The 19,427-nt window shown below is 43.2% G+C and carries 21 protein-coding genes and 1 pseudogene; 17 read left to right on the forward strand and 5 right to left on the reverse strand.

Annotation, left to right across the window (positions count from 1 at the left end; genetic code table 11):
• The first annotated feature begins 4 nt into the window (after positions 1–4).
• The 8 genes from GZ22_RS00900 to GZ22_RS00935 all read left to right on the forward strand — a co-directional run bounded on the left by GZ22_RS00900 (position 5) and on the right by GZ22_RS00935 (position 7,765).
• On the forward strand, positions 5–829 hold the full coding sequence (locus GZ22_RS00900; protein ID WP_038557792.1) for an ABC transporter permease: 825 nt from the start codon (positions 5–7) through the stop codon (positions 827–829).
• A gap of 3 nt (positions 830–832) precedes the next feature.
• Positions 833–1,621, forward strand: a complete 789-nt coding sequence (locus GZ22_RS00905; RefSeq protein ID WP_038557794.1) for an ABC transporter permease — start codon at positions 833–835, stop codon at positions 1,619–1,621.
• Between the two features lie 15 nt (positions 1,622–1,636).
• Positions 1,637–2,695, forward strand: a complete 1,059-nt coding sequence (locus tag GZ22_RS00910) for an ABC transporter ATP-binding protein (RefSeq protein ID WP_038557796.1) — start codon at positions 1,637–1,639, stop codon at positions 2,693–2,695.
• 11 nt (positions 2,696–2,706) lie between these two features.
• Entirely contained in the window at positions 2,707–4,413 is a 1,707-nt protein-coding gene (locus GZ22_RS00915) for an adenine deaminase C-terminal domain-containing protein (protein WP_038557798.1), read from the forward strand.
• Between the two features lie 102 nt (positions 4,414–4,515).
• Entirely contained in the window at positions 4,516–5,361 is an 846-nt protein-coding gene (locus GZ22_RS00920; RefSeq protein ID WP_051747909.1) for an STAS domain-containing protein, read from the forward strand.
• Between the two features lie 20 nt (positions 5,362–5,381).
• On the forward strand, positions 5,382–6,281 hold the full coding sequence (locus GZ22_RS00925; RefSeq protein WP_038557800.1) for an alpha/beta fold hydrolase: 900 nt from the start codon (positions 5,382–5,384) through the stop codon (positions 6,279–6,281).
• Positions 6,278–7,087 carry a histidinol-phosphatase gene (locus tag GZ22_RS00930; RefSeq protein WP_038557802.1) on the forward strand — a complete coding sequence of 270 codons (810 nt, stop codon included), beginning with the start codon at positions 6,278–6,280 and terminating at the stop codon, positions 7,085–7,087. The genes GZ22_RS00925 and GZ22_RS00930 overlap by 4 nt, the downstream gene beginning before the upstream one ends.
• Positions 7,088–7,168: 81 nt before the next feature.
• Positions 7,169–7,765, forward strand: coding sequence for a hypothetical protein (locus GZ22_RS00935; protein ID WP_038557804.1), 597 nt, complete (start codon positions 7,169–7,171; stop codon positions 7,763–7,765).
• A 30-nt stretch (positions 7,766–7,795) separates the two neighbouring features.
• Here the strand turns inward: GZ22_RS00935 and GZ22_RS18940 are convergent, their stop codons facing one another.
• Together GZ22_RS18940 and GZ22_RS19070 are read right to left on the reverse strand one after the other, a co-directional pair.
• Positions 7,796–8,623, reverse strand: coding sequence for a methyl-accepting chemotaxis protein (locus GZ22_RS18940; RefSeq protein WP_038557806.1), 828 nt, complete (start codon positions 8,621–8,623; stop codon positions 7,796–7,798).
• A 16-nt stretch (positions 8,624–8,639) separates the two neighbouring features.
• Positions 8,640–8,972 (reverse strand): annotated as a pseudogene (locus GZ22_RS19070) (methyl-accepting chemotaxis protein); the annotation flags it as partial.
• A 676-nt stretch (positions 8,973–9,648) separates the two neighbouring features.
• Between GZ22_RS19070 and GZ22_RS00950 the strand changes: the two are divergent.
• Positions 9,649–10,422 carry a glucose 1-dehydrogenase gene (locus GZ22_RS00950; RefSeq protein ID WP_038557810.1) on the forward strand — a complete coding sequence of 258 codons (774 nt, stop codon included), beginning with the start codon at positions 9,649–9,651 and terminating at the stop codon, positions 10,420–10,422.
• Between the two features lie 113 nt (positions 10,423–10,535).
• Complete coding sequence (locus GZ22_RS00955) at positions 10,536–10,724, forward strand: hypothetical protein (protein ID WP_038557812.1); 189 nt, start codon at positions 10,536–10,538, stop codon at positions 10,722–10,724.
• Positions 10,725–11,324: 600 nt separating this feature from the next.
• On the opposite strand, the gene GZ22_RS00965 is transcribed toward GZ22_RS00955, so the two are convergent.
• Together GZ22_RS00965 and GZ22_RS00970 are read right to left on the reverse strand one after the other, a co-directional pair.
• Positions 11,325–11,843: a M15 family metallopeptidase gene (locus GZ22_RS00965; RefSeq protein WP_038557815.1), complete on the reverse strand. Its 519-nt coding sequence runs from the start codon at positions 11,841–11,843 to the stop codon at positions 11,325–11,327.
• 136 nt (positions 11,844–11,979) lie between these two features.
• On the reverse strand, positions 11,980–12,510 hold the full coding sequence (locus tag GZ22_RS00970) for an HD domain-containing protein (protein ID WP_038557818.1): 531 nt from the start codon (positions 12,508–12,510) through the stop codon (positions 11,980–11,982).
• 243 nt (positions 12,511–12,753) lie between these two features.
• Between GZ22_RS00970 and GZ22_RS00975 the strand changes: the two genes are divergently transcribed.
• On the forward strand, positions 12,754–13,713 hold the full coding sequence (locus tag GZ22_RS00975) for a cation diffusion facilitator family transporter (protein WP_038557820.1): 960 nt from the start codon (positions 12,754–12,756) through the stop codon (positions 13,711–13,713).
• A 30-nt stretch (positions 13,714–13,743) separates the two neighbouring features.
• Here GZ22_RS00975 and GZ22_RS00980 read toward each other — a convergent pair whose 3' ends face one another.
• Positions 13,744–14,613, reverse strand: coding sequence for an SDR family oxidoreductase (locus GZ22_RS00980; protein ID WP_038557822.1), 870 nt, complete (start codon positions 14,611–14,613; stop codon positions 13,744–13,746).
• Between the two features lie 156 nt (positions 14,614–14,769).
• Between GZ22_RS00980 and GZ22_RS18485 the strand changes: the two genes are divergently transcribed.
• The 6 genes from GZ22_RS18485 (at position 14,770) to GZ22_RS01005 (ending at position 19,332) form a co-directional block, all read left to right on the forward strand.
• Positions 14,770–14,925 carry a hypothetical protein gene (locus GZ22_RS18485; protein WP_164071993.1) on the forward strand — a complete coding sequence of 52 codons (156 nt, stop codon included), beginning with the start codon at positions 14,770–14,772 and terminating at the stop codon, positions 14,923–14,925.
• A 135-nt stretch (positions 14,926–15,060) separates the two neighbouring features.
• Positions 15,061–15,885 (forward strand): NAD(+) synthase, encoded by an 825-nt coding sequence (nadE, locus tag GZ22_RS00985; protein WP_038557824.1) that lies wholly within the window; start codon positions 15,061–15,063, stop codon positions 15,883–15,885.
• Between the two features lie 111 nt (positions 15,886–15,996).
• A complete protein-coding gene (gene mscL, locus GZ22_RS00990; protein ID WP_038557826.1) occupies positions 15,997–16,392 on the forward strand; it encodes a large conductance mechanosensitive channel protein MscL in 396 nt (131 codons plus the stop codon).
• A 98-nt stretch (positions 16,393–16,490) separates the two neighbouring features.
• Positions 16,491–17,732, forward strand: a complete 1,242-nt coding sequence (locus GZ22_RS00995; RefSeq protein WP_038557829.1) for an MDR family MFS transporter — start codon at positions 16,491–16,493, stop codon at positions 17,730–17,732.
• Entirely contained in the window at positions 17,729–18,316 is a 588-nt protein-coding gene (locus GZ22_RS01000; RefSeq protein ID WP_038557832.1) for a DNA-3-methyladenine glycosylase, read from the forward strand. The genes GZ22_RS00995 and GZ22_RS01000 overlap by 4 nt, the downstream gene beginning before the upstream one ends.
• Positions 18,317–18,402: 86 nt before the next feature.
• Positions 18,403–19,332: a manganese-dependent inorganic pyrophosphatase gene (locus GZ22_RS01005; protein ID WP_038557834.1), complete on the forward strand. Its 930-nt coding sequence runs from the start codon at positions 18,403–18,405 to the stop codon at positions 19,330–19,332.
• Positions 19,333–19,427 lie beyond the last annotated feature (95 nt).

Below are 19,427 nucleotides of genomic sequence, written 5' to 3' on the forward strand. Positions count from 1 at the left end.
CATTATGCGAAATTATTATAAGTATCTCCTGATCTTGCCAGGGGTTCTATTTCTAACAATCTTCATGCTTGTCCCAATCGGCATGACAATCATTTCGACCTTTTTCCCAAATGAAGCAGCAGCTGATACAAGCAATTACGCCAGTCTCTTCCGGGATTCATACTTTTTAGAAATTCTTTGGACAACGCTGCGGGTCAGCATTCTTACCACTATCATTTGTATGGTGCTCGGTTTCCCTGCTGCATACTTTATTGCCAGAATGTCCGCAAAAATGAAAGCAGTGCTGTTAATTTTGACAATATTCCCGCTGCTGACGAGTCCTGTTGTTCGTTCTTTCAGCTGGATGGTCATCATCGGGCGCAACGGGCTGGTCAATGAAGCCTTGATGGGAATTGGTATCATACAAGAACCATTGGAAATTTTGTATACACCAACTGCCGTTATCATCGGACTTGTCCATCTCTTCCTTCCATTGACCATCATTACACTAGTTGGTGTCATGGAGAGTATAGAATCAGATTTGCTGACTGCAGCAGCGAGCCTTGGAGCAAGCCGCTTAGGAGTGTTTGCCAAGGTTGTTCTTCCGCTTTGTGTACCTGGCTTAGTAATTGGAGGGATTTTGGTGTTCGTAGGTAGTTTTACCGCTTATACGACACCTGCATTATTGGGAGGTCAGCAGCGGGTTCTTTCGACGCTGCTCTATCAAAATGCAAATACATTAAATGACTGGCATATGGCCAGTATTCTAGCTGCCATCATGATTGTTGTGACGCTCATTGTCATCACATGCATGAACTTACTGGCAAATAAATTGAATCCGAGGAGGTAGACTATGCGGGAAAAACATATAGGACTTGGTATCTTCACGTTTCTGGTGTTCGTTTTCTTGCTGGGGCCATTGGTGATCATTTCTGTCACCTCTTTCGAACAGGGAACAGTGCTTAAGTTCCCGCCAGAATCCTTCTCCCTCGATTGGTATAAAAATATATTCGAAGTGAGTGGGTTCCTGGAAACGTTCAAGGTTTCCATCTATCTCTCTCTGGCGGGCAACCTGCTTGCGCTGTTAATCGGAATACCAGCAGCGTATGCCTTGAACCGATTTGATTTTAAAGGAAAGGCGCTTCTGGAAGGTATATTCGTATCTCCAATCATCATTCCTGGAATCGTGCTAGGTTTCACGTTCTTGCGCTTTTTCATCACATACTATCAATTGCCGATCTATGCAGGTCTGTTTATCGGGCATACTGTCATTATGCTGCCATTCATTATCCGTGTCGTCTCCTCAAGTCTTGCTAACTTCGATTTTTCCATTGAAGAGGCGGCAGTCAGTTTAGGTGCGAGCAGAATCGGTACTTTCTTCAAAGTGGTTTTGCCTAATATCAAATCCGGTATCATTGCCGGCGTTCTGATCGCATTTCTGGAATCATTCAATAATGTGGACATTTCGGTCTTCATGACAGGGCCGGGCGTAAGCACACTGCCAATTGAAATGCTTACGTATGTGCAGAATTACTTCGATCCAACAATCGCGGCGCTATCTGTCGTATTGATGATCATCACAGCTTTATTCATGTTCTTTGTCGAGCGGTTGCTTGGTTTATCTTATTTCACGAAACGGTAATTAGGAGGCTTTATCATGTCTTTGTTTACGCTGCAGGACGTCACTGTTGCTTATCAGAAGCAAGCTATTCTTCAGGACTTCAATTTGTCTATCGGAGAAGGGGAACTCGTTTCCCTTCTTGGTCCAAGTGGTTGCGGAAAGACGACAACGCTTCGGCTGATTGCAGGATTCCTGCAATCAAAGCAAGGCAAATTCTTGTTTCGGGAGAAGGACTATACGAAAGTTCCGGTAAACAAACGTAATTTCGGCTTTGTTTTTCAAAATTACGCTTTGTTCCCGCATATGACGGTCTTCGATAATGTCGCGTTCGGCTTGCGTCAACGGAAAGTATCGAAAGCATCAATCAAGGATCGAGTACTTAGGGTGCTTGATATCGTCAGTTTGAAAGGATTTGAGGAACGCTTCCCAGCTGCATTATCAGGTGGACAAAAGCAGCGTGTGGCAATTGCCAGAGCGTTAGTCATTGAACCAGATCTCCTTTTGTTTGATGAACCTTTAAGCAACTTGGATGCTAATCTGCGTGTAAATATGCGCGTGGAGATTAGAAGGATACAGCAGGAACTTGGCATTACGACGGTATATGTCTCGCATGACCAGGAAGAGTGCTTTTCGATTTCAGATAAGGTAGCGATCATGAATAAAGGCATTATCGAACAGCTCAGTGATCCGGCCACTATCTACAGACAACCGAAGACGAAATTTGTCGCGGACTTTATCGGATTCAAGAACTTTATCCAATTCGACAGCCGCCGTCAGGAATCAGATGGAATTGCTGCAACTGTTCAAGGAATAACTCTAAATGTTCAGCAGCAGGACAATACAGCTGGTTTGGTAGGAGCAATCAGACCGGATGATCTGCGTCTGTATGCATTGGATGCAGCGCCAATGACAGTGGAAAATGCTGTGCAAGGGAAAGTGCTGATCAGTACTTATCTTGGCCGCAGCTACCAATATGAAGTCCAAACGAGTATCGGTCGGTTCACCGTAAATGATGACGCTGCAGCAGCACTACTTGCAAATGGGCAGGATATCGTGCTCGAGATTCCAAAGAAACAAATCGTGCTCGTCGATTAGGAGGTTGAACAATGCTTGTTGATTTACTGATCCGTGATGTGCGGGTATTTAACAGCTATCGAAAGAAATTCATCGATGCCGATGTCGCTGTGCTTGATGGGAAATTCCTCTATATCGGTAAGAAAGATACCGATAAATTGGAGCCGAAAAGTGTAATAGATGGAACAGGCCGGTACATGGTACCAGGTTTGATTGATATCCATCTTCACATTGAAAGTACAATGATTACGCCATCTTCCTTCTCTTATGGCATTATTCAAAATGGCGTGACGACAATCGTCCCGGAACCGCATGAGATGGCAAATGTTTTCGGGGTGGATGGTGTGAAAAGTATGATGGATGCAAGTGCGGATTGCGCAGTGGACATGTTTTATGGCATTCCAAGCTCTGTGCCAGCAACATCAATGGAGACAACAGGCGGAGAGATTGATATCCAGGATATCGATGAGTTAATGCTGTCGGGTAATATTCAATGCCTTGGTGAGATCATGAATTATTATGATGTTATTTCGGCTCCTGACAGTAAGACGAACCGCATTTTGGCGCATGTAAGACAAGCATATCCACACTTGATCGTAGAAGGTCACGTACCGAAGCTTTTGGATCTTGAGCTGCAGCGGATGGTATATGCCGGTGTTGATTCTGATCATACCCACCAGACGGTTGAAGGGATGGAACAGCGCATCAATGCAGGTATGTTTGTAGAATTGCAGGAGAAATCTATGACGCAGGAAATCATAAACTACGTGATAGAAAACGATGTTAGCGAACATTTCTGTTTTGTAACCGATGATGTGATGGCAGATAAGTTGCTGGAAGAAGGGCATCTGAACCAGCTTGTCCAAAAGGCGATACATATGGGGATGAAACCAGAGCAGGCAATATATGCTGCAACTGCTGCACCAGCAAAACGAATGCAAATGAAGGACAGAGGCCTAATCGCTCCTGGGAAAATAGCTGATTTCATCTTGCTCGAGGATTTGCATGCTTTCTCTATTCAAGAAGTCTTCAAGAATGGCCAACAAGTGTATGAGAAGGATGCTGTGAAGGAGCAAATTGTACTTGAGCGGCAATTCCCTTCGTCCTATTATGAGAGCATCAAGTTGGAAGAGCTGAAGTCTGACGATTTCCTTCTATTGAATGAAAAAGAAGCAAGCGAAGCTTTGTACCGTGTTATGGAAATAAAGGACGGTTCGACATTTACGACAGAACGGCATGTTCGTTTGGCTATAGAGGCTGGGCAAGTGCAATGGCAGGAAGAAGGGCTTGCGCTTGTCATGACAGCAGAAAGATATGGAAAGAACGGAAATCGCGCCTTCGGTCTATTAACAGGTGATATGCTCAAAGAAGGAGCAATTGCCACTACTTATTCACATGATAATCATAATTTGCTTGTTATCGGTCGTGATGTAGAGGATATGGTGCTTGCTGCGAATGAAGTAATTCGCAAACAAGGCGGTATCTGCTGTGTGAAGGACGGCCAAATACTATCTATGGTGCAATTGCCTGTTGGGGGTATTCTATCGGAAGCACCATTGAAAGAAGTGGCAGCACAAGTCTCTCATTTGACGAAGTCTATTAAATCACTCGGTTACAAACATTATAATGTTCTCATGTCTATCAGTACCCTTTCACTGCCTGTAAGCCCTGCTTTAAAATTGACAGATCACGGCTATATCAGAGTAAACGAGGGAAATATTGTACCATTGGGAGTTTAGTAGGAGTCTGCTTCGGCAGACTCTTTTTTACATGCTCAAGATAGAAGCGCTTTGGCGGTTCGGCTATAATAAAAGCAAATCACAAAGATGAAGGTGAATCGCATGCCAAGGATGAACGAAGCATTATACAACTACATCATGGAAAACGCTCCTCATATAACAGATCGATGGGCCGGTTTATTATATGACTATAAAAATTCGATCTATGCAGATGATGCTGGAAAAGAAATGCGTGCGAAATTAAGAAAACAACACCGAATGACAATTGTCACAGTTGCCAGTGCGATTTTGGAGGATGAAGAGCAATACAGTCAGAATCTCAAAACATGGGTGGAGAAAGTAGCAAATAGCCGAGTGAAGACTAATACACCAATCCATGAAGTGCTGCAGGCAGTCGGAAAATCAGGAACGGTCATTTGGGAATTCATTGAATCATTTACGGAAAAACATAAAGAGGATATTACACCAGCTATGGTCATTGGCTGGTCGAAGAACCTCCACCGTGCTTTGGATGAAGTTATTAATAATTTTACGAAGTTTTATTATGAGCTGACAGAAAGGAAAATCAGGAGCCAGCGCGAAGTAATTCATAAGACTAGTTCACCTGTTATTCCGATTATGAAAGGCATCGGTGTATTTCCGCTGGTTGGCGAAATAAGTGAGCGAAGGGCAGATCTGATCGTAGAACATATGCCGCAAGCATGCAAGGAAAAAGGAATTGAAACACTTTTTATCGATATGTCAGGAGCGAGTTTTACCGAAGCACTTGTAAGGGAAAAGCTCAGACAGATGGTGCAGATACTGCAAATGCTCGGAATTAACTGTGCAATTTCCGGTGTGCGTCCCGATTTGGCGCAGACTTTAGGGGGAGATAGACAGGTAGAGGATATTCTTTTCTATAATTCCTTGCAGCAGGCATTGGCGCATTATGGGTTGAATCGCAATTAATTTAGTCGAGGAGGATTCTGATGAGAGTCGAGCATTTGACGGTAAAAGCGAATGGAATGAATATGCATATGGCTGCAGCTGGGCCGAACGATGGTAAATTGGTGATTCTTCTGCATGGGTTCCCAGAATTTTGGTATGGGTGGAAGGAGCAAATCGTTCCGCTTGCGGAGCAAGGTTTCCGTGTTCTTGCCCTTGATCAACGAGGCTATAATTTGACTGATAAGCCCGAAGGTACTGCTAATTATGTACTGGATGAGCTCCGTGACGATGTAGTAGCAGTGATCCGTCTTTTTCAGAGAGAGAAGGCGATAATCATTGGTCACGACTGGGGCGGAGCAGTTGGATGGCACCTTGCAGTTACGCGGCCGGAATTTGTAGAAAAATTCATTGCTATTAACATGCCGCATCCGGCAGCTATGCCTAAAATACTCGCAACCAATCCGCTGCAGTGGTTCAAGAGCTCTTATATGGCCTTTTTCCAGATGCAGGATGTACCGGAAAAATCATTGGCAGCGAATGACTATTATGGTCTCGCGATGGCGCTGACAAAGTTCAGCCAAGAAGGAACGTTTTCTCAAATGGATGTAGATAATTACAAAGAAGCATGGTCCAAGCCAGGTGCGCTGACAGGTATGCTGAACTGGTACCGAGCTTTGACAGAAAAGGACAACATCAGTATGTATGGTAAGAAGAATTCTGTCATGGTTCATGTACCTACCAAGATTATCTGGGGAATCAAGGACCAATTCCTTTTAAAGAAACTGGCTCAGGAATCAGTCAAATACTGCACAGATTACGATTTGGTTTATATTGATGATGCGACTCATTGGGTGCACCATGAGCAGCCAGAAATCGTCAACATGCTGATTAAAGAATTCTTAGAAGAAAATACTGCAGTAGCCGAAGGAGCAGGTGTATGACATTCGATTTGCACACACATCATTACCGATGTGGACATGCTGAGGGACAGATTGAGGATTATATTAAAGCAGCGATTGAAAAAGGATTGCAATATATCGGGATAGCGGATCATTCCCCTTATTTCTACAGCGAGGAAGACCAGCTTTATCCTGGTATTGCTATGCCAATCAGCGGCTTTGAAGCGTATGTTCAGGAAGTGCTTCATCTGAAGGAGAAATATAAGAACCAGATTCATGTCCTCTTAGGTGTAGAAAGTGATTTCTTCCCGCAGCATGCTGCTTTATATGCGGACTACTACAAAAAGTACCCATTCGATTATATTATCGGTTCTGTTCATTATGTTGATGACGTGAATATCTTCAAACAAGGCAGATGGGATGGCTTATCAGAAGCAGAACATATCCGAGTGAAAGAATCCTACTACGATATGATTCAGCAATCGGCTAGGAGCGGAATTTTTCAAGTGCTTGGCCATATTGATGCGATGAAGGGTTTTTATCCTGCTTTCTCTGATATTCCTGCTGATCATGCGATCGAACAGACTTTGAAAGTGATTGGAGAAGCTGGTGTTAGCATCGAAGTGAACACATCCGGCGGTACAAAGGCAGTAGGCGGATGGTATCCCTCTGATCTTATTTTGGAAAGAGCACTGCATTATGGTGTGGATATCTCCTTTGGCTCTGATGCTCATATACCATCCCGAATCGGTGAGGACTTCGACAAAGTGAAAGACCGCTTAAAGGATATCGGTTTCAAGGAAATGGTTTACTTCGTTCAGAAACAGAGAAAAGTGCTGCCAATGTAATTAAAGTTTTTTGTTTACTTTCATTGGTACGGGGTATTTATACACCAATACGGTAAACAAAAAAGCTAAGGAGTGTTCATAATGGTACAAGCACAAACAGTAGACAAGCACGAAGTGAAAGAACAAGCAAAAGCAGGTTCTAAACTATTAACTGGCGCAGTCGCTGGAGCAGTTACCGGCGCGGCAATCGTTTTACTTAACAAGCAGACACGTCAAAAAGTATTCCAAAATGTCGGGGTAGCTAAGGATACGGTTGTCAGCTTTGTAAAAGAAGCAAAACAGGATCCGCAGGGCACGAAGGAACAGGTTATGTCCAAAGTACAGGACGCAACTGAGCTTGCAAAGGATGCAGCTAACGACGTTAAGAATGTTTATGACAAGGCTCAAAACGAGATCATGTCTTCAGTGAACGATGTCCAAGAAGATTCTAAATCGGCCCTTGGCACAGTAAAAGAAGCGAAAGATGATCTGAAAAATGCAGGCAGTAAAGCAAAAGAAGCTTCTAATAAACTAATGGAAACAAAACCTGAAAGTGCACCAAGTAATCCGATGACAAAGTCGAAAAATGAAGCTAATAGCGGTTCTAATGAACAGAAGAATCAGCCTGTCAACAAGACAACAACAACACCTACTACTAAAACAACACCGCCAACTCCAAATAACAAACAATCTATCTAAAGAAAACGCCTCCCTAATGGAGGCGTTTTTTTAATACGTAATTTCTTTAATATATTGCCCAATATCGTTGCTTTGGCTATCGAGATTCTGAATATCTTCCATGAACTCCACCATCACACGAGATTGCTCTTCTGAGGCAGTGGAAACCTCGCCAATGCTTAGTGTCAAATTCTCCATATTCGAACGGATTTCCTGAAGGGAATGGCCGATTGTACCGACGGCCTCTTTTGTACCTATGGAAAGTTTGCGGATTTCATCAGCTACGACCCCAAATCCTCTGCCAGCTTCACCGGAACGGGCGGCTTCGATAGCGGCATTCAAACCAAGAAGGTTCGTCTGTGTCGAGATATCCTCTATCAGTTGAACAACCTTACTTATTTCCTGAGAGTTGGCATTCGCATGAGCTGCTTGACTGTTAATATCTGTGCTTGTGGCGGAAAGTTCCTCTGCTTGTGCAGCTACTTGCTGTACTTTTCCTTGCAGGCTGTTTACAACTGCACGTAATTCATCCAGCTCTTCGTCTAAAATCTCTTCGTCTTTCAGGGTCTTCGTGATCTGAAATACACCAACCACTTCACCATTTTCATCGCGAATTGGATTTGCGGTGTTTTGCATACCGATACCGTAGCGTTCCTTTGGAATATGTACTTGTACCCTTTCACCTGCAAGGGCTTGATGCAATAATTCATTGTCTTCTGTGAACGCAAATTCACCAACTTTAATACCCATATCCAAATCTTTGGAAGGTGAGAAGAAAACAAAATTTTCTTTGTCTGTAACTACAACAACGTTGTTTTCACCAATGTTTTTCTTTATTTCTGGTGCTAAGAGAACCATAGCTTGTAATGTAGGGTGCATGATTTAGATTACCTCCTTAATCTTGATTCGTAACTTTCTTCATGGTATCAATAATCTGTTTACTTTTTTCATCTAAAGCTTGGATGTCATCCATGAATTCGACCATGACGACAGACTGCTCTTCAGAGGAAGTGGAAACCTCATTGATGCTAAGTGTTAGGTTTTCAATACTGGAACTTATTTCTGTCAAGGACTTACCAATTGTTTGAACGGCTTGCTTAGTATTATCGGAGAGTTTACGAATCTCATCTGCTACAACGCCAAATCCTTTACCCGCATCACCGGAACGGGCTGCTTCGATAGCGGCATTCAAGCCAAGTAAGTTCGTTTGCGTAGAAATTTGTTCTATTAACTGGACGACTTCACCTATCTGTCGAGAATTCTGGTTTGCACTGTTTGCCTGTTCGTTAATATCACTGCTTGTTGCAGATAGCTCCTCGGCTTGTGCGGCAACATGCTGAACTTTACCTTGTAATGCATCTATCACTTCATTTAATTTGTTAAGCTCTGCATCAAGCTTTTCTTGATGCTCCAATGTACGAGATAGTGATAATAGACCGACAATATCATTCGTCTCCATATCGCGAATTGGAGTTATGGAGGTTACCACTGGTGCACCGAGGGCTTCATAATCTTCTGTGATAGCGAATACAATATGCTCTCCTTTAATTGCGCGCTGATAAACTTCGTGTTCATCCAGTCTTGTTCTTCCAACTTCAATGCCTAGTGATAAGAGTGTGGAAGGGGCGAAGTAAACGAATTTCTCAGTGTCTAGCACACCCATCGCTGCTGTCGGTCCAAGAGTATCTTTTATAATAGGGGCAATATTGACTACTGCCTGTAACGTAGAATTCATAAAACGAGCTCCTCTGCACATGTTTTTCCTTTATATCGGTAAGAAGTACCAGAAAGTGAAGAGAGTCACTAGAAAAAGTCCTATTTTGTCATATTTTGTAGAAAAGTTTCTTGTGAAGTGATTGGGGGAAAAGCAGAGAAGAACATAAATCGGGAGAGGGGAAATCGACATGTATGATGATTTAAGAGGAAAGACAGCTATCGTCACTGGTTCTTCCAAAGGAATAGGTCGTGCAGTTGCAGAACGATTCGGACAAGAGGGCATGAATGTTATCGTTAATTATCATGGGGACGAGGATGGAGCTAATCAAGCGGCCGAGAATATCCGCCAAGCTGGCGGGAAAGCAATTGTCATTCAAGCAGATGTTTCCAAGAAAGAAGAGGTTCAGAAACTGCTGGATGCAGCTCTTAGCGAATTCGGTGGGTTGGATGTGATGGTAAATAACTCTGGATTCGGTAAACCGGAGCCATTCCACGAAATGAAAGAGGAAACGTGGAGAAGTGTGATTGATGTAAACTTGACAGGAACTTTCCTCGGCGGCCAAGTGGCTTTGCGTCATATGCTGGAGAATAATATAAAAGGCAGCATTATCAATATGTCTAGTGTACACCAGCAAATTCCGAAACCTTCTGATAGTCATTACGCTGCATCGAAGGGCGGTATTAAGTTATTAACTGAAACAATGGCACTCGAGTATGCGGCTAACGGAATCAGAGTAAACGCCATTGCACCAGGAACAATTGATACGGAGCGGAACGAAGATACCAAACCGGAAAACGAAGCAAAGCAGATGAAGAAGATACCGATGCAATCCTTCGGTAAGCCAGAAGAGATTGCAGCAGCTGCTGCATGGCTTGCATCTAAGGAAGCAAGCTACGTCACAGGTACTACACTTTTCGTCGATGGCGGTATGACGTTGTACCCTTCTCAGTTAGAACTGTAAAAGGTGACAAAATCGTCACTTCCAAGCAATCAATGTTAGCGGAACAACAGGAGCTTGTGCTGCTTTCCTTCTATTATAAGACGTAATAGGGATAAAAGAAGGAGAGAGTCCAGATGGAGCAGATTATCTTTTTCGGTGCTATGCTGATGCTTGGTGTTACGTTTTTGCTAACAATAGCAGCAATTTTGTCCAATGGCTTGAAGGTGTTATTTGATCTTACAAGTAATTATATGCGCGTAGCTGTTTTTTGTTTTGCTATCTATATCATCAGTTTTAGCACCTATCTTGTCATTGCTAACTGAAAAAGCGCCCATGAGGGCGCTTTTTTGTATCTTTATTAAAAATATGAAGCGTAATATATAGCTGTTAAGATTATGCTTATCAAAACAAATAGAAGAACGCCCATTATAACGGGGGATACTTGAAAACGAAAAAGTTGTATGTCTCCTGTCTTAAATCCGAGAAAGCCTTTATTGTGGGCATGGGACTGATTGTTGGAGTTTCTAACAGCTAATGAAAATAACCATATGACAGCAAATACTAATATTCCTCCCAAAGTAAGAATCTCCATCATATTAATAGAAAAAATAATCGCGATTAACCAAATCAGCAGGAACTCTGAGACAATTGTAAGACAGACTGCAAGTGTTTTTTTCACATCATCACTCTTTCTAAAGTAATTTTATAGGTTTCATCAAAGTGAACTGACTAAGAGGGTTTTGAAGCGAGATGGGGAAAAGGATTGTGGACGTTATTTATTTTGTATTACTAACACAGACTATATATTCTGAATTATATAATAATATTTTATATTAATATCATCTCATTTTACAATACTTTCCTTTTATGATGAACAACATTTTCATAAACTAAAAAAGCACCTGACTTGGCGCTTTTTCTCATTAATCATTATGCATTTCCAGATGCGGATAATCCTTGAATCCTGGCCAATCTCCGCCCCATTCGAAGCCGAGTTCTTTGGCGATATCGACTACTTCCATCCAGTCAGATTCCCCGTTCTTGTTTCCGTCGTATTCCATATCCCAGATTACATTGCCAGGTTCCGGTTCTAAGGCGAAGTCAATGGCGAGTCCATAATTATGCATAGATTCTCCGCCCTGGACTTGAGTGACGATTTGTCCCTCAGTTGTTCGCCCTTGGGCGTATAGCTTGTCTTGTTCTTCCTTGGATCGATAGTCATCCGTAATGATAATGGAGATACCGATATCAGAAGTTTTTTCTATTAGTTCGTTCATATTCTTTTCTACTGTAGGATGGAGGCCGGTAATGTCGTCTGCATTCATGGAATCAGTGGGAGTGGATTGATTTGGTGGAAGCTGCTCTATATGCAAAAAGCCGAATAGGATTAACGCTGCAACTGTCATAAGCAAAGTAGTTACTATAATCCTTTTCCAGTGCAAATTCGCTATTCTCCTTTTGAAATCTCGTATATTGTAATTCTAGCATAGCGGAATAGGAACTAGATTGCACGTTTTGAAACGAAGTTTTGAAAGGAAAGATAGGAGATTTAAGGAAGGGGGGAGGAAGCGGACATGATCAGCTTGTCTGGACTTGTCTTATCATGCGCTTCTCGATGCTTGCGTCCAATTTCCGTATGCGTTTCAGTGCTTCTTGCTGAGAGATGGTCTTGTAATGATGTGCACCGCCTGTCTCTTCATCAGCTGTATCTGCTTCCGCTACTACTTGTTGCAATGGGTCAAGCTTCAGATTGTGTTCGGGCAGGTAAGAGTCTGTGTGCAGAAGGATTGCCAAGGAGATTGCTTTGGCAGCCTGCGGATCTTCACCTAAGCGAATCAGGAGTTTATGTGCTCGGGCAGCACCCTTGATAGCATGGATATCATTTTGTTTATACAAATCATAATCCCACTTGCCATCGCTATACCATTCATAATGACCAATATCATGCAGCAATGCAGCTTTTACGGCTGTGTCTGGATCGACCTGCTTTTTCTCACTGATGATTAGTGCGTGCTCCGCAACCGAAATAGCATGCGCTTGCCCGGAACGTCCGAGATATTTCTGTGCAATTGGATGTGTATAAATCTGTTCTAATGTTACTTTTCTCATATTTTTTATCTCCTTTCTCTGTAAAAGTATATTGTTCAAGATATTAACACGTTGAGCGAAAGACTGCAAGTGAAAAAAATACGGATTTCATGTATATGGAATAACCGTTTCTACTCAAACTAAAACATCCTGTCTTCTTGCGCCTTGAGCATAAGGGGGCGCGTTGCATTCAATGTATGCTATGCTAAAAATATTGTTACCATAAACTGCTACATATAAAATCACAAAGAAGGAAGAGACAGCATGAAGGAATATGTAAGCCTGTTACGTCAAGGAAGTAAATCAGCCGCATTGGCTGCGGTGGTCAATTTGGTCATTGCACTTGTCAAAGGAGGAGCTTTCTTATTGACAGGGAATGTGGCTATGTTTGCAGAAACGATGCATAGTTTTGGGGATGCCGCTAACCAGCTGTTCGTCTATGTTGGCTCAGCACTCAGTAAAAAAGCCCCTACAGAGCGGTTCCCGGGAGGATTCGGCCGGGCTGTCAACTTGGTGCTGCTCGGTGCAGTATTAATCGTGGGTATCCTTGCTTACGAAACCATTCGTGAAGGAATTACACATCTGGCACATCCATCAGAATCAGAGGGGTTATGGATAAGTATCACAGTGCTAGCACTAGGCTGTATTCTTGAGGGATTCGTATTGCTTAAAGCGATGCGTGAGATTGCCCATGAGAGTGAATCAGGTGCAAAAGGGCTGGCGGTCATTCCAATGAGCTTCGTACATGTAAAACGAGCGAAACCAGCTACAAAATTGGTGTTCATGGAAGACCTAGTTGCTACTAGCGGCGGATTGGTTGCTATCATTGCCATTTTAATTGCTGCTTACACACCGTTTTATCAGGCTGAAGGAATCGCTTCTATCATAATCGGTGCGATGATGTTTCTTGTCGTTGGACGTGTTTTCCTTGATAATGCAGCTGGTGTCATCGGAGAAGCTGATGAAGAGATGGCTGACAAAATCGGGAATATCTTATTTGCAGATAGGGATGTGCGAGACGTCCAGGAAATGACTGTTGTAAAAGAAGGGGAATCATTCCACGTGGAAGCTACACTGGAAATTGACCCGACTATTACAGTGGCGGATGCTGATGACATCAGAGATCGGCTGGAAGCTCAAATATTGGAGCATAGAGGCGTTACAGATGTCACCATTGAATTTGATGAGGATGATAAAACGCAAGTATGGAAAAGCAAAGAATAAGGAAGCCGCATATGCGGCTTCCTTATTTTATTAAGATGACATGTAATCTCCGCCGTTTACGTGGATGAATTGTCCGGTAATGTAGGCAGCTTCATCGGAAGCGAGCAGAACATAGCTGCCGATGAGATCGACAGGCTGGCCAGGTCTGCCGAGCGGAGTCTGGGTACCGAAGTTTTCTATTCCGTCTTGCGGTAAGGTAGCCGGAATGAGCGGCGTCCAAATCGGGCCAGGTGCAACTCCATTCACTCGTATTCCTTTGCTAGCCAATCCTTTTGCCAATGATCGAGTGAAGGCAACGATTGCTCCTTTTGTGGACGTATAATCGATCAAGGTAGGGTTGCCGATATACGTAGTGACAGAAGATGTATTAATGATACAGTTCCCTTTTCCAAGATGCGGCAAAGCAGCACGAGTCAGGTAAAAGTAGCTAAAGAAGTTTGTCCGGAATGTCCGTTCTAGCTGCTCTGGCGTGATATCCGTCAAATCGTTCTGTACTTCTTGGCGTGCAGCATTGTTGACCAAGATATCAAGCTTATTAAAATCCTGTATAACTTGTTTTATCAGGTTTTCACAAAAGGTAGCGTCGCTTATATCGCCAGGATACAGAACACATTTGACACCTTCTTGTTCGATCCGCTTCTTCGCATATTCTGCATCCTCCTGCTCATCCAGATAGGATATAGCTACGTCAGCGCCTTCTTTTGCATAAGCAATAGCTACAGCACGCCCGATGCCGCTGTCTCCCCCTGTAATAAGAATAACTTTTCCCTGCAGTTTCCCGCTGCCCTTCCAATGGTCGAATTCTTCAATTGGGAGCGGATCCATCTCATGCTGAATGCCAGGCTGGCGGGATTGCTTCTTTCCGGGATTGCCTTCTTTCATAAAATCATATAAATCCATTTCCTTTGCCTCCTTTTAATACATAAGAAAAGTTATTGACAAAAACAGCATGTTCTAAAACGCTGGGCCTCTGAATAAGTTCCTTTGGATGGGTTTTTTTCAGAAGGGATTTAGGCTAGAATAGACGAAAGAAGAATTGGAAAGGAGATGGTTGCGATGCGAGCTTATGAAAACTACATTGCAGAGCTTTTCACATTTAACGATCCATTCTTTCGTTCAACAGACCTTGATTTTGATATAGATGTCCAGCGTATGGAAAAGACGATGGAGGACATGGAAGCATATTTGAACAACAAACCCGCGGAGAACTGATTCCGCGGGTTTTATTTTTCGTCTTTTATGATGTGATTGGTTTATACTAGTAAAAGAGAGCATGATACATAAATAGATTACGTTCCAGCTTGAGAGGGAAAAGAGAAATATAATCATTATCGAGGAGGCAAAATTATGTCTAATCAATCCAGAATTATTTCAGAGCTGCAAGTAAAACCAACAATAGATGCTAAACAGGAGATCCGCAGCCGAATCGACTTCCTGAAAGATTATTTGCTTAAAACTGGTGCTAAAGGATTCGTTCTTGGTATTAGCGGCGGGCAGGATTCTACATTGGCAGGACGCCTTGCACAAGTGGCGATTGAAGAGCTGAAGAAAGAAGGCAAGGATGTGACCTTTGCTGCTGTCCGTCTGCCGCATGGTGAACAAGCGGATGAAGAAGATGCTCAGCTGGCATTGGATTTCATTAAGCCGATTGAATCTTATGTGTACAATATTAAATCCCCGGTTTCAGAAGCGGCGAAAGCATATAAAGATGCTACTGGCGACGAGCTTGCTGATTACCACAAAGGAAACATCAAGGCGCGCATGCGCATGATTGCCCAATATGCAATCGGTGGTCAAGAAGGATTGCTGGTCATCGGTACAGATCATGCAGCTGAGGCTATTACCGGTTTCTACACAAAGTACGGCGATGGCGGAGCAGACATTCTTCCATTGAGCGGCCTGAACAAGCGTCAAGGTAAACAGCTTCTTATCGAACTGGGAGCACCAAAATGTCTGTATGAAAAAGCGCCGACAGCTGATTTGCTGGATGAGAATCCTGGACAAGCCGACGAAACAGAACTTGGACTTTCTTATGAGGATATCGATGATTATCTCGAAGGGAAAATTATCGAAGAGAAAACAGCTAAACTTTTGGAGGATCGTTACTTCAAAACAACCCATAAACGGCAGATGCCAGCCACCATCCACGATGACTGGTGGAAGGAATTATAATAATATAGACGAGACTCCACAGGGGGTCTCTTTTATTTTTGTAATGGCTATACTTGAAAAAGGGAAATAGATGCGTAAGAATGGTACTAGCTTTAAGGAGGTATACATACGATGTTCAAGGAATTTAAAGAGTTTGCGTTGCGAGGTAACGTTGTGGATTTGGCTGTAGCCGTAGTGATCGGCTCCGCATTCAGTGCCATTACAACATCCCTTGTCAACGATATCATCATGCCACTCATCGGTATTATTACCGGAGGGCATGACTTTAGCGGGCTGCAGTTCACTGTTGGCAGCGCTGTAGTGAAGTATGGAGCATTCATTCAAACTGTACTTAATTTCTTCTTGATAGCGGCAGCACTATTTATGGTCGTCAAAGTCATGAATAGATTGAAGCGCAAACAGCCACAGACAGAAGAGGTTGTTGAAAAACTGACTGTCGAACAGGAGCTGCTTACGGAAATTCGTGACTTAATGAAAAAAGAAGAAAAAATGAAGGATCAGACGTGAGTCTGGTTCTTTTTTGATTAATTTACAAGCAGGCCGGGAATGCAAAAACAGAAGCCTTGTAATCTGCTATAATTTGGATTATGAGGAGTTGAGACAGCATGCACGTTTTACGCACACTCCATCCTTACAGCTGGACAATTATTATCGGAACGGTGTTCGGCAGGATGGCTACAAGTATGAGTATTCCTTTTTTAGCAATCTATCTGACGCAGGAGAAAGGGGCATCAGCAGGATTCACCGGCCTGATTATCGCTATCAGTTCCTTGGTTGGCATTCTGTCCAGCTTCTACGGCGGATACTTTTCTGATCGATTCGGCAGAAAGAAAATTATCAGCATCAGTATATTTGGCTGGTGTGGGGTATTTGTAGGGTTTGCCCTGGCGGATGCTATCTGGGTATTCTTTGTCATGAATGCACTGAATGGATTATGCCGTTCTTTGTTCGAACCAACATCCAAAGCTCTTTTGTCAGATGTGACCGATCAAAAGAACCGTTTACTCGTTTTCAATATGCGCTATACCGCAATCAACATAGGTGTCGTATTTGGTCCTCTTTTGGGTCTGTACCTTGGTTCCGCTTCTTCTACAGCGCCATTTCTAATTGCGGCTTTGGTTTATTTCGCATACGGACTTGTGCTTATTTTTCAATTTTTACGTGTCAAAGTGGAAGAAACAGCTGCAGCAGGAGCAAATAGGATTAGTGTCCGTGAAGCTTTTAATGTGACACGAAAGGACACACTGTTTATGTTCCTATTGATCGGGGTCACCATCAGTGTGTTTGGGTATTCGCATTTCAGTGCTACCTTACCTCAGTTTTTTGCTGCTACACCTAGTATTGAGGATGGGGCAAGGCTATTCAGTATGATGCTCACATTGAATGCTTTGACAGTTTTAATTGTACAATATCCAATCGTTGCTATTGCGAAAAAGTATTCACTCGTATTGTCCCTGATGCTTGGAAATGTACTGATTGCCCTCAGTTTGTTAAGCATGGCCTTTTTGCATGAAGTCATCTGGATTGCCGCTGCAGTCATTCTGTTCACGGTTGGAGAAGTGCTGTTATTCTCTATGTCGGATATGTTCATTGATGAAATTGCCAATCCTGATATGAAGGGGACCTATTTCGGTGCAATGGGCTTTACGGGCTTTGGAAGTGTTGCAGGGCCGCTGATTGGAGGAATGCTGCTGGATCATTTCGGTGCTGTTCATCCGATTCCGATATTCACTATCATAGCCTTCCTTGTCATTATTGGTGCCCCATTCTTATTCCAGGTTTGGGTAATGCTAAAAGGGAAGGAGCAAAATCTGAAACCTGTATTAAAGAAGGAGCATGTTAGATGACAAGTTATCCGCCGCTGCCGCAGTCGTTTTACCAGCAGCCTACACTAGAGCTGGCTCAAAGCTTATTAGGATGCCTGCTCGTACATGAAACATCGGAAGGAATCACCTCCGGCTATATCGTAGAGACAGAAGCGTATCGCGGAGCACTTGATCGTGCTGCGCATAGCTTCAATAACCGGCGAACAAAACGGACGGAAATCATGTTCCATACACCGGGCCATATTTATACGTATACAATGCATCGTCAAGTGCTGCTCAATGTAGTAAGTGCAGATGCTGAAATACCGGAGGCAGTCCTCATACGGGCGCTTGAACCAAAGGATGGAATGCCCCTTATGGAAACGCGCAGGCCTGGACGAAAGCCAAGGGAGCTAACGAATGGCCCCGGAAAGCTATGTCAGGCAATGGGCATAATCCAGTCACATTATGGCGGTCATTTTATCAATCCGCCGTTATATATCACAGAAGGGTACAACCCAGAGCAAGTAGAAACGGGACCGAGAATCGGAATTCCAAATGCACAGGAAGCCAAAGATTTTCCGTGGCGTTTCTGGGTGCATGGGAACAGGTATGTTTCCAGGTGAGTCCCTTTTTAAAACAGCTATAATCATGTAAAATGAATACATCATGTCCGGCACTCGCCGGCAATGCAAAAAAGGAGAGATAGGCAGTGGGTAAAGTACTAGTCTTTGGACATAAAAACCCGGATACAGATGCGGTTACATCCGCAATTGCATACGCGCATTTAAAAAATAAACTAGGTGTGGAAGCAGAAGCAGTCCGCCTGGGAGAATTGAATGAAGAAACAGCATTCGCTTTGAAAACTTTCGGATTGGAAGCACCTCGTTTAATTGAGGCGATTGATGGAGATGCTGAGCAAGTCATCTTAGTCGACCACAACGAAAAACAGCAAAGTGTTTCAGATATCGATACGGTTTCTGTAATTGAAGTTGTCGATCACCATCGTATTGCCAATTTCGAAACAGCTGATCCGCTTTATTACCGTGCGGAACCAGTTGGGTGTACAGCAACTATCATCAAGAAAATCTACAAAGAGCATGATGTAGAGATTCCAAAAGAAATCGCAGGTGCTATGCTGAGTGCAATCATCTCTGATTCTCTATTGTTCAAATCTCCTACATGTACAGAACAGGACATTAAGGCTGCGAAGGAACTTGCAGAAATTGCTGACGTCGATGTAGATACATACGGCTTGGATATGCTGAAAGCTGGAGCGGATGTTAGCAAGAAAACTCCTGAGGAATTGATCACACTTGATGCAAAAGAATTCCAGATGGGTAATGCAACAGTAGAAATTGCGCAAGTTAACGTTGTAGATGAACAGGATGTTCTTGTACGTCAGGCTGAAGTAGAAGCAGCGATGAAGCAGAAGATTACAGATAAAGGCCTGAAGCTCTATCTCTTCGCTATCACGAATATCCTGACAAATGACTCCACTGCAATCGCAATCGGAGCAGATACAGAAGCTGTCGAAAAAGCGTTCCAAGTGAAGCTTTCCAATAATACAGCAACCCTAAAAGGTGTTGTATCTCGTAAGAAACAAATCGTGCCAGTTCTGACAGAAGTCATGAATGGCTAATGCATATGAGAGCAGTCACACTATGTGATTGCTCTTTTTATTTGCTGAAGGCATGGCCATAATGCTAAAGTGATTATACACGCCCCTATAGGAAA

It is taken from the genome of Terribacillus saccharophilus (assembly GCF_000725365.1).
Taxonomy (GTDB): Bacteria; Bacillota; Bacilli; order Bacillales; family Amphibacillaceae; genus Terribacillus; species Terribacillus saccharophilus.

What these genes read in the sequence shown, in the direction of transcription:
- GZ22_RS00900 (WP_038557792.1), top strand. Translation starts at nt 5, where the DNA reads ATGCGAAATTATTATAAGTATCTCCTGATCTTGCCAGGGGTTCTATTT.
- GZ22_RS00905 (WP_038557794.1), top strand. Translation starts at nt 833, where the DNA reads ATGCGGGAAAAACATATAGGACTTGGTATCTTCACGTTTCTGGTGTTC.
- GZ22_RS00910 (WP_038557796.1), top strand. Translation starts at nt 1,637, where the DNA reads ATGTCTTTGTTTACGCTGCAGGACGTCACTGTTGCTTATCAGAAGCAA.
- GZ22_RS00915 (WP_038557798.1), top strand. Translation starts at nt 2,707, where the DNA reads ATGCTTGTTGATTTACTGATCCGTGATGTGCGGGTATTTAACAGCTAT.
- GZ22_RS00920 (WP_051747909.1), top strand. Translation starts at nt 4,516, where the DNA reads ATGCCAAGGATGAACGAAGCATTATACAACTACATCATGGAAAACGCT.
- GZ22_RS00925 (WP_038557800.1), top strand. Translation starts at nt 5,382, where the DNA reads ATGAGAGTCGAGCATTTGACGGTAAAAGCGAATGGAATGAATATGCAT.
- GZ22_RS00930 (WP_038557802.1), top strand. Translation starts at nt 6,278, where the DNA reads ATGACATTCGATTTGCACACACATCATTACCGATGTGGACATGCTGAG.
- GZ22_RS00935 (WP_038557804.1), top strand. Translation starts at nt 7,169, where the DNA reads ATGGTACAAGCACAAACAGTAGACAAGCACGAAGTGAAAGAACAAGCA.
- GZ22_RS18940 (WP_038557806.1), bottom strand. Translation starts at nt 8,623, where the DNA reads ATGCACCCTACATTACAAGCTATGGTTCTCTTAGCACCAGAAATAAAG.
- GZ22_RS00950 (WP_038557810.1), top strand. Translation starts at nt 9,649, where the DNA reads ATGTATGATGATTTAAGAGGAAAGACAGCTATCGTCACTGGTTCTTCC.
- GZ22_RS00955 (WP_038557812.1), top strand. Translation starts at nt 10,536, where the DNA reads ATGGAGCAGATTATCTTTTTCGGTGCTATGCTGATGCTTGGTGTTACG.
- GZ22_RS00970 (WP_038557818.1), bottom strand. Translation starts at nt 12,510, where the DNA reads ATGAGAAAAGTAACATTAGAACAGATTTATACACATCCAATTGCACAG.
- GZ22_RS00975 (WP_038557820.1), top strand. Translation starts at nt 12,754, where the DNA reads ATGAAGGAATATGTAAGCCTGTTACGTCAAGGAAGTAAATCAGCCGCA.
- GZ22_RS00980 (WP_038557822.1), bottom strand. Translation starts at nt 14,613, where the DNA reads ATGGATTTATATGATTTTATGAAAGAAGGCAATCCCGGAAAGAAGCAA.
- GZ22_RS18485 (WP_164071993.1), top strand. Translation starts at nt 14,770, where the DNA reads ATGCGAGCTTATGAAAACTACATTGCAGAGCTTTTCACATTTAACGAT.
- nadE (WP_038557824.1), top strand. Translation starts at nt 15,061, where the DNA reads ATGTCTAATCAATCCAGAATTATTTCAGAGCTGCAAGTAAAACCAACA.
- mscL (WP_038557826.1), top strand. Translation starts at nt 15,997, where the DNA reads ATGTTCAAGGAATTTAAAGAGTTTGCGTTGCGAGGTAACGTTGTGGAT.
- GZ22_RS00995 (WP_038557829.1), top strand. Translation starts at nt 16,491, where the DNA reads ATGCACGTTTTACGCACACTCCATCCTTACAGCTGGACAATTATTATC.
- GZ22_RS01000 (WP_038557832.1), top strand. Translation starts at nt 17,729, where the DNA reads ATGACAAGTTATCCGCCGCTGCCGCAGTCGTTTTACCAGCAGCCTACA.